The following is an 8,654-nucleotide window of genomic DNA, read 5'->3' on the forward strand; positions in this document are numbered from 1 at the left end:
CCATAGAATTATATATTTTTTGTTCTTCCTGCTAAAGTGTTATCCTATCTTTCTGTTCTCAGTTAATTTAGAAAACTTTTTTTCTGCTCCTCTACTCTACAATTTTTTTAATAACCAGCTCGTTTTAAAGCTTTGACTAATACAAATATCAACAAGGTAGCGACTACCACTTCCGGAGTACCATGAATCAATGCAATACTAGCGCTTACTTTTATCGGAAGATATCCTCTTAGAGTAGCTAATCCCAAAACTCCGAGAGTGTTGGTAAGCGTTCCTAATGCTGCAGCAATGGCGCTGTTCTTCCAAAAATATTTATAGGAATAATAAGCTGCTACTCCGATAAATATTCTGGGTAAAATAGCGATAAGGGGATCAGCAAACATCGGGTTAGTGGCATTTAGAAAACTATAAACTCCGAAAATTAATCCGACTAATGCACCAACTATAGGACCTTCTAATATTCCGCCTAAAATAGCTGGAATGTGCATAATAGTTGCATGACCGGCAGGAGTAGGAACAGGGATAAATCCTAACCTGGTGACTCCCAAAATGATGGCAATTGCGCCCAGCATGCCAGAAATAGCTAATTGCCGAGTGGTAAGTTTGAATCCTGATAAAGCAGAATCTCTATTCATTTTTTCACCTCCGTTCTAGTTCCTTATATAAGATACTAGACGAAATACTAGTAATTTTATTTGCCCGCGGTCTTACTCTCTTAAAAGATATAAGCTTTTTAAGGGGAAGGTTTGTCCTTTACACATAGTCTAAGATACTTTAATAAATATGTCAAGCCAAAAATTTCCCAAAAATACCGGGTACCCTTGGAAAACTTTTAACTTACAAATTTATTTGGTATTCTTTGATTTTATTTTGTAGACTTCTTCGACTTATTCCTAAAATCTCCGCTGTTTTGGTGCGATTTTTATTATTCTGAATTAAATACTTAATAATTACTTCTTTTTCTATATCTTTTAAAGTTCCCTTCTTTTGAAATTTTCTTTCGGTTTTAATAAAACTAAAATATTTCTCATCGATTATTTCATTTCTTGCCATAATCATACTCCGCTCAATAATATTTTCCAGCTCTCTTATATTACCGGGATAATGATAATCCATCAGTAATTCCATAGCACTCGAAGAAACTTTTTCTACCCGCTTATTTAATATTTTATTATATTTGCCGATAAGATACTCCACAATTAAAGGAATATCCTCTTTTCTTTCTCTTAAAGGAGGAACATCTACGCTAAATACATTGAGTCGATAGAATAAATCCTCTCGAAATCTTTTTTCTTCTACTTCTTTTTTTAAATTTTTATTAGTAGCAGATAATATCCTCACATCAACCTTGATACTCTTTGAACTTCCTACTCTTTCAAACTCCCTTTCCTGTAAGATCCGAAGTAATTTTGTTTGTATGGAGGGATCTATCTCTCCTATTTCATCTAAAAAGATAGTACCTCCGTTTGCCATTTCAAAACGACCTATCCTCTTGACAATTGCCCCGGTAAAAGAACCTTTTTCATGTCCGAAGAGTTCGCTCTCTAAAAGGTTTAAAGAGAAAGCCGCACAATTTACCACTACAAAAGGGCTATTTTTGCGTAAACTATTTTTGTGTATTGCTCGAGCTATCAATTCTTTTCCGGTTCCACTTTCCCCGGAAATAAGCACAGTAGCAGTAGTAGGAGATACGTTTTTCACCATCTCTAAGACTTTATTTATAGACTGGCTTTTTCCTATAATTTCATCAAAGTTGAATCTCTTCTTCTCTTCCTCTTTATAGTAAATATTTTCTACCTCTAATTCATATTGTTTAATTGCTCTATCAATTATAATTTTTAGCTCTTCAATATCGAATGGTTTTATTAAATAATCCAAAGCCCCTAATTTCATTGCTTCTACCGCTTCTAGTATGCTACCATAAGCAGACATCATGATTATTGGAAAATTTATATCGTACTCTCTTATTTTTTTTAAAGTGTCAATACCATTTAGTCCGGGCATCTTAAGATCTAATAATGCTAAGCTGTAATTTTCTTCCTGTATTCTCTTTAAAGCTTCCAGGCCATTATCAGCTTCTTTTACTATAAATCCCTCAGGCGATAATACCCGGTTTAGCATTTTTCTTATATTTTGTTCATCGTCGATTACTAATATTTTTCGCAAAATTACTTCCCTCCTTTTTGAGGTAGAAAGATAATAAACTTTGTCCCTTCCCCTTCTTTAGACTCCACTTTAATTTCCCCTTGATGAGCTTCTATCAGTTTATATACAATAGAAAGACCTAATCCGGAACCCTTTTCTTTGGTACTAAAGAAGGGATCAAATATTTGAGAAAGATCTTTTTCCGGAATACCATCTCCACTATCTTCAATCGTTAATCTTATAACCGGCTCTCCCCTTAACAGAGTTTTTTCGGTTTTAATTTTGATTTCTCCTTTTACTTGGATAGCTTGAATAGCATTAATAATTATATTCATAAAAATCTGCCTTACCTGATCTTCATCAGCATGAATTTGAGAAATATCCGGGGAAAGTTCCAAATTAAATTTAATCTGTTTATCTTTTATCTCTAATTGAAATAATTCAGTCATCTTTCCTATCAAATCATTTAAAGAAAAAGGAATTAGATTTGGTTTTTTTAGTTTTGCAAAATCCAAAACCTGAACTACTAATGTATTCAACCTATCTACTTCTTGAATAATGGTATTTAAGTCTTCTTTTCTTTCATCAGCCTGAGAGAATGAATTATACACAAATTGAGCTAATCCTCTAATTGAGCTTAAAGGATTCCTAATTTCGTGCGCTATACCTGCAGATAATTTTCCCAAAGCAGCTAATCTTTTATGACGTGCCACCTCTTCATTTAAATCCTTGATTTCAGTTATATCTCTTATTACGGCTACTACACCGGTTATTTCTCCGGATTCATCTGTTAAAAATGAGGCGTTTAGGTCTAATGTTTTTTTCTTTATACCTTTTTCTTCTAAAATCATTTCCTGAGAAATATTTTTTTTCTCCAGAAGGCACTTTTTAAAGATGGATTCCCCTAAAATATTTAAATTCAAAACTTTCTGGCAATCTTTGTTTAATACTTCTTCCCTTTTTTTATCAAAAATTTCTTCACTCTTAACATTGAAAGTTTTAATATTACCTTTAATATCTACCGAAATTACCGCATTATCCATCGTCTCTAATAATTTCGAAGTATATACTTTCATTTCGTTCAAAGTCCTTTTTACAATATAGTTCCCTTGTAATTTAAAAATTACATAAATCCCAAATAATACCAGAGCCATTATAATGCTGTAGTTTAAAATGATTCTTTTTCTAGTCTGACTCAAGCGATTATAATATCCTTCTAAGTTTACTCCAACTACTAAATAACTATTTCTGATAGGTAATATTTCCCAAATATCTAACTGGGAATTATTATTAAGATTAAATGGTTTTATTACTTGAAGTATTCTATTGCCTTTTTTATCTTTAGTATTTATAAAATTAATTTTACTTGGGTTAGAAATTTTTATGATATTTTGCCATCTTTCTTCTTCGGTGCTAATCAAAATTACCCCTTTATCGTTACAAATATCTATGTAGCTTACCCCTTCTTTTTTTAAAAGCACTAAAATCTCTTTTAAGGCGTTCTCATTTAATATAAACCGTGGACTAAGAGTTTGGATAGAAAAAGCAATATTTAATCCTTCCGAGCGAGCTAATTCCCATAAATAATATCTTTCTCTTTGCACTTCTTTATAAGTCATAAATCCCAGCAATAAGGTAAGAAGTAAAATAATAATTAAAGCAAAAACAATATTTTTTTCTCGAAGAGGATTTGATAGTTTATTATTTTTATCTTTTTTCAATTTTATAGACCATCTTATTCTTTCAATATTTCTGATAAGTTATCATTTTTCGAAATTAATTTTAAAAAGCTGGAATAGTGGCAAAACATATCCCAGCTTTTTTGTTTATTTCGCCTTCGTCCTAACTCTTTTCCTCAGATACCTATTACTCAGTCAATTTTTTCTACTTTTATCGGCACATAATAAGTATGTTGATTACGAAAGACCAATAAAAGTAATGTGTCTCCTGGTTCTAATTTGTTGATTACTTTTTCCCATTCCCCAATAGAAGATACCTCTGTTCGGTTTGCCTCTAAAACTATATCCCCTTGTTGTAAACCCATATCATCCGCCGAACTTCCCGGGACCACTTCAGTAACTACCAAACCTTTTACCCAGGGCAATCCCATTTCCTTAGCAATTTGCGTAGTAACCGACTCCACTTTTAATCCAGTTTGTACTGAAAATATCTTTTCCTTAGGAGAGCTATTACCTTCTTCATCCACAGTAGGCATCTCACCTATTTTTACTATAAAGGAAATTACTTCACCATTCCGTACAATTTCAATATCTGCTTTCTCACCAATTTTTATATTGCCTATTTTATTTTGAAGTTCTTCCGGGGAGTTTACCTCTTCATTATTGACTTTTTTGATAATATCACCTGTTTTCATTCCGACTTCTTCTGCAGGACTATTTTTAATCACATCTCCCACTAAAACACCTTTCGCTTCTGTTAAGTTAAATTGTTTAGCAATTTCCGGAGTAACTTCTTGAATATATACACCTAACCATGACCTTCTTACTTTACCTAAATTAATTAGATCATCGATATTTTTCTTGGCTATGCTAATAGGAATAGCAAATCCGATTCCCTGAGCGTAGGGAATAATGGCAGTATTTATACCCACAACTTCTCCTTTTATATTGAGTAATGGACCACCACTGTTTCCAGGATTGATAGCTGCATCGGTTTGAATAAAATCTTTATATACATGTCCTTCTGTACCTGCAGGAATAGAACGGCCTTTAGCGCTAACCACGCCCATAGTTACAGTCTGTTGAAGCCCGTAAGGATTACCGATAGCAACTACAATTTCTCCTACTCTTAGTTTATCTGAATCACCCAAAGCTACCATAGGCAAATGATCTGCTTTTATCTTTACAATAGCCATATCCGAAGTTACATCTGAACCTATCACTTCTCCATCAAATTCCCTGCCATCAGAAAGAGTAACTTTTATCTTATCTGCTTTACGCACGACATGTTCGTTAGTGAGTACATATCCATCTTGATTGATGATAAATCCTGAACCTGTGCCTTTTTGGGGAATTGCCTTTCTAAATTCTTCAAATTCCTGCCCAAAAAATCTCTCAAATATAGGATCTTGAAAAGAGGGAAACTGTGTTGTTACCATCCTCACCGTATCTATATTCACTACCGCCGGTCCAACTGCTTCAGCAATATCAGCAATACTATTACTAAAAGCTTCGAGAGACAAATAAGAATTAGTTTGCTCGGTTTCTGCACCCGCGCTACCTACCCAGCTTATACAAAGAAGAACGACTAAGGTGGTGACTATAATAAAGTTTCTATTTCTTTTTATTAAATTCATTTTTATCATTTTGTATTTACACCTCGTTATAAAATTTAGTTGAGGAGAGGAAAACATTTATTACCCTCTCTATTTAAATTTATTTTTTATTATTTTCTATTTACCAACAATAACTTTTTATCATTCTACTCCTACCCATACCCATATTTTGGCGAGCAAATATTTGGGAAGGAACGCCTAAAGGTAATTTAGCTTGTTGATCAGGAGTTAACAATTCTTTAATCTCTAAATACCTTTCAATTGTTTTAACCTTGATTTCAACCTGTAACTCAGCAATTTCTTCAAACTTTTCTTTCATTTTTGTCATATCAATAAGTGGCTGTAACAATAATTCCTTAACCTCTAGCTCTTTTACCTGAAGATTATTCCTAAGTTCAAGGATATTTTTTTGAAAATCAATGGAAATTCTCTTAATTTCTGTTACCTGTTCTTCAGATAGATTTAACGATTTGATAAACTCTTGCATCTTCATCATATTAGAGTTACAGTTTAGTCCTTTATTCATCGTTTCTCTAAATTCACCACTTTTATGCGGTAGCAGCTTCTGTGTAATTGGGGATTTATTTTCTTGAGCATAAATAGATTGAGTAAGACTCAAAAACACCACGGTTATTGCAATAATCAGGGTCAGGATAACCAGTTTCTTTTTCATCTTTATTCACCTCCTTTTTATTTTTTATTTCCTAACCAATAAATAGAAGCAATTACTGTGCCAATTTTTAAGAATTACTTTTAAATTTTTTTATATTTGAAAAATAATTTCTGAAATATGAGGCAAATAAATTGTTTTAGAAACTTTACTTAAATATTACGGTGTAAATCTTTTTAATATTATTCTTATTTTCAATAGTCGTTTTTATCAAAAAGAACTAATTTTTCTCACTTTTCCATAAAAACACTGTGCAATTTTTTCCCAAAAAATTACCATTAACTTTCTTATTATGTCCAGTGTTAATTAAATTTATCGGTCAAAGTAGATACTTTTACCTGTTACTGATAAGGGTATACCCATTACAAAATCGGCATCTATTAAACCTATTTTTTTGGCTACTACTCCTGCACGGTACATTATCCGATTATCTACATTCATCATTCCGGCAGTTTTAACCGCTGAGCCAATAGCAATTCCCATATCTAAGACTCTAAAAGCACATTGAGGTCCGTTAAATTCATTTCTCTTATGGGAAATACGGTCAGTACATCGCTCATACCCACAGGCACCACAATTCAAACCCAGCGAGGTGGCATTTGTTATTCCTATAAGTAAAACAGCCAGGGAACTTTTAACATTGGCTCCATCACGATCGAAATTTTTCTTGCCACTTTCTTCGCCATAACTGATCATTTCTTTGGCTAACTTGAATACATCTTCTCCGTAAATTGCTTTAACCACTACAAAGTCTTTACCTGCAGCCTTTGGTGCTGTACGGGCTGCCACTCCCATTAGATTTGTTACATCCTTTATTGCTTCCTGAATATCAAACTCAGACAAATTTTGATCAGACATTTTCTTACTTTCCTCCTTGAATTATTTTTTTAATTGTTCATTTTGTATTAGATAAGATGCGCGATACGAGATATATATTTATTATACTATCCGGCTATTTGATAATCAATAACCTGAAAAGTAGACAAATTCTTATTGGTAGTCAATAACCATTCCAATTCTAAGGGAACAGAAAAATCAGGCTGTAATCTCCCCTTTTCTAACCAATATCGAGAATGTTGATGGTTAAATTGTCCCTTATTGGCCTTAACAATGAGTTTAATTGGCTTATCTAAAAATTCAACTTTCTCTATGACTTTCACTTTTTTTAATTCTTCTATAATTTTCTCTTTTAATTTTTTTCCAGGCAAAGGGGATACATTTACTAATCCCATATTCTTGTTTAAAGGACCAATAATTTTCACGTTGGCTAAAATAGATCCATACTTCTCCTCCTTTAAAATACTTAATAGTAATTCATTAGCTTCCGCTGCTGCCTTACCATGATAACGAGGAGTGGCTAAAGGTTTAAGTAAATGCTTTAATTTACAACCTTCTCTAAACTTATTTTCCCCTATCTGTAAAATATTTAAATTTAAAAAATCAGCAATTTTTCGAATTTCCTCCTTGTTTAACTTTAAAAGGGGAGCATAAAAACCACCATATAGTTTTATGCCCCTCTTGCCCCAAGTATCACTTTGGTTTGAGCCAGTCAGCACCAATCTTCCTGATGCTTCTTTTTTTACTTTCCCCAATTTAGCTATCCGGGTACATTTATTACATGCCGGTCCCTTCTTTAAAACTCTCTCCTGTTCTCTCCTTCCCAGAATAATTTTTAGCGGTAAATCTAACGCCTTGCTAATATCTTGAATATTTTTCATGCCTTTACTATAACTATATTCTTCAAAACTAACGCTAATTGCTTCGACCTTTTCTTTTCCTAAAGCTTTGATAGCTAAAGCAGAAACTATGGTGCTATCTAATCCCCCAGAAAAAGCTATCACAATCTCTTCTCTTGGGCTGGTTCTCCTGATCTCTTCTAATATATTATCAACTTCATTTTTTATGTTAACCATTGTCCCAACCAAATATTTTTTTGTTTTACTTATTTTACTTACAAAAAAAGGTCAAGGTAAATCATAAATACCATTATAATCCCTTGGCCTTTAATCTTGACTAAAACTACCCATAATTAATAAGCTATCAATTATATTTTTTCTGAATATTCTTTAAAAGACATGCTTTTATACCACCCTTCGCCGATGTAACTTAATACTGGAACGAATTGCTCGGTAGTTACATAACCCGGTAAAGGAGCTATGCGTTCATGATTACTTTCCAAAAACCAGGTAGTGGGATAACCAGTAACCTGATATAATTTAGCCAAATCTCTTTCGGTAATCTCTTTTCCATTTTCAATTACCTTATTATCCGACTCAGCATTTACCTTTACTACCACAAAATTATTATTTAAGAATTTTTTTACTTCTTCCTTGGAATAAGTTTCCTTATCCATTTTTTTACAATAACCACACCAATCAGTGTAAAAATCAATCAAAATATATTTGTTTTCTTTTTCAGCCAGAGCCAATCCTTCATTATAAGATAACCAATTAAGAACCGAGGGTTGAGATAGCTCTACTGCTTCTGTTTTCTGTTGCTCTACTTTGAAACACGATTTTAGTCCGAAAAAGAATATTATAACTA

Annotated in this window: 8 protein-coding genes; all 8 read right to left on the reverse strand. The window is 32.8% G+C overall.

Going from position 1 to position 8,654, the window contains the following annotated elements; all coding sequences use genetic code 11:
- Window positions 1-107: 107 nt before the first annotated feature.
- Window positions 108-635, reverse strand: a complete 528-nt coding sequence (locus ENO17_09395) for an ECF transporter S component (GenBank protein HER25248.1) — start codon at window positions 633-635, stop codon at window positions 108-110.
- A gap of 202 nt (window positions 636-837) precedes the next feature.
- Window positions 838-2,166: a sigma-54-dependent Fis family transcriptional regulator gene (locus tag ENO17_09400; GenBank protein ID HER25249.1), complete on the reverse strand. Its 1,329-nt coding sequence runs from the start codon at window positions 2,164-2,166 to the stop codon at window positions 838-840.
- A gap of 2 nt (window positions 2,167-2,168) precedes the next feature.
- A complete protein-coding gene (locus tag ENO17_09405) occupies window positions 2,169-3,866 on the reverse strand; it encodes a PAS domain S-box protein (GenBank protein ID HER25250.1) in 1,698 nt (565 codons plus the stop codon).
- Window positions 3,867-4,015: 149 nt separating this feature from the next.
- Entirely contained in the window at window positions 4,016-5,470 is a 1,455-nt protein-coding gene (locus ENO17_09410; protein HER25251.1) for a Do family serine endopeptidase, read from the reverse strand.
- Window positions 5,471-5,561: 91 nt separating this feature from the next.
- Entirely contained in the window at window positions 5,562-6,113 is a 552-nt protein-coding gene (locus ENO17_09415; protein ID HER25252.1) for a periplasmic heavy metal sensor, read from the reverse strand.
- Window positions 6,114-6,422: 309 nt separating this feature from the next.
- Window positions 6,423-6,968 (reverse strand): hypothetical protein, encoded by a 546-nt coding sequence (locus tag ENO17_09420; protein ID HER25253.1) that lies wholly within the window; start codon window positions 6,966-6,968, stop codon window positions 6,423-6,425.
- Window positions 6,969-7,054: 86 nt separating this feature from the next.
- Window positions 7,055-8,023, reverse strand: a complete 969-nt coding sequence (locus tag ENO17_09425; protein ID HER25254.1) for an ExsB family protein — start codon at window positions 8,021-8,023, stop codon at window positions 7,055-7,057.
- A 131-nt stretch (window positions 8,024-8,154) separates the two neighbouring features.
- Window positions 8,155-8,654, reverse strand: a 500-nt coding sequence (locus ENO17_09430) for a DUF255 domain-containing protein (protein ID HER25255.1), incomplete at its 5' end; no start/stop codon positions are given.

The sequence above is a fragment of the Candidatus Atribacteria bacterium genome (assembly GCA_011056645.1).
Taxonomy (GTDB): domain Bacteria; phylum Atribacterota; class Phoenicimicrobiia; order Phoenicimicrobiales; family Phoenicimicrobiaceae; genus Sediminicultor; species Sediminicultor quartus.

What these genes read in the sequence shown, in the direction of transcription:
- ENO17_09395 (HER25248.1), bottom strand. Translation starts at nt 635, where the DNA reads ATGAATAGAGATTCTGCTTTATCAGGATTCAAACTTACCACTCGGCAA.
- ENO17_09410 (HER25251.1), bottom strand. Translation starts at nt 5,470, where the DNA reads ATGATAAAAATGAATTTAATAAAAAGAAATAGAAACTTTATTATAGTC.
- ENO17_09415 (HER25252.1), bottom strand. Translation starts at nt 6,113, where the DNA reads ATGAAAAAGAAACTGGTTATCCTGACCCTGATTATTGCAATAACCGTG.
- ENO17_09420 (HER25253.1), bottom strand. Translation starts at nt 6,968, where the DNA reads ATGTCTGATCAAAATTTGTCTGAGTTTGATATTCAGGAAGCAATAAAG.
- ENO17_09425 (HER25254.1), bottom strand. Translation starts at nt 8,023, where the DNA reads ATGGTTAACATAAAAAATGAAGTTGATAATATATTAGAAGAGATCAGG.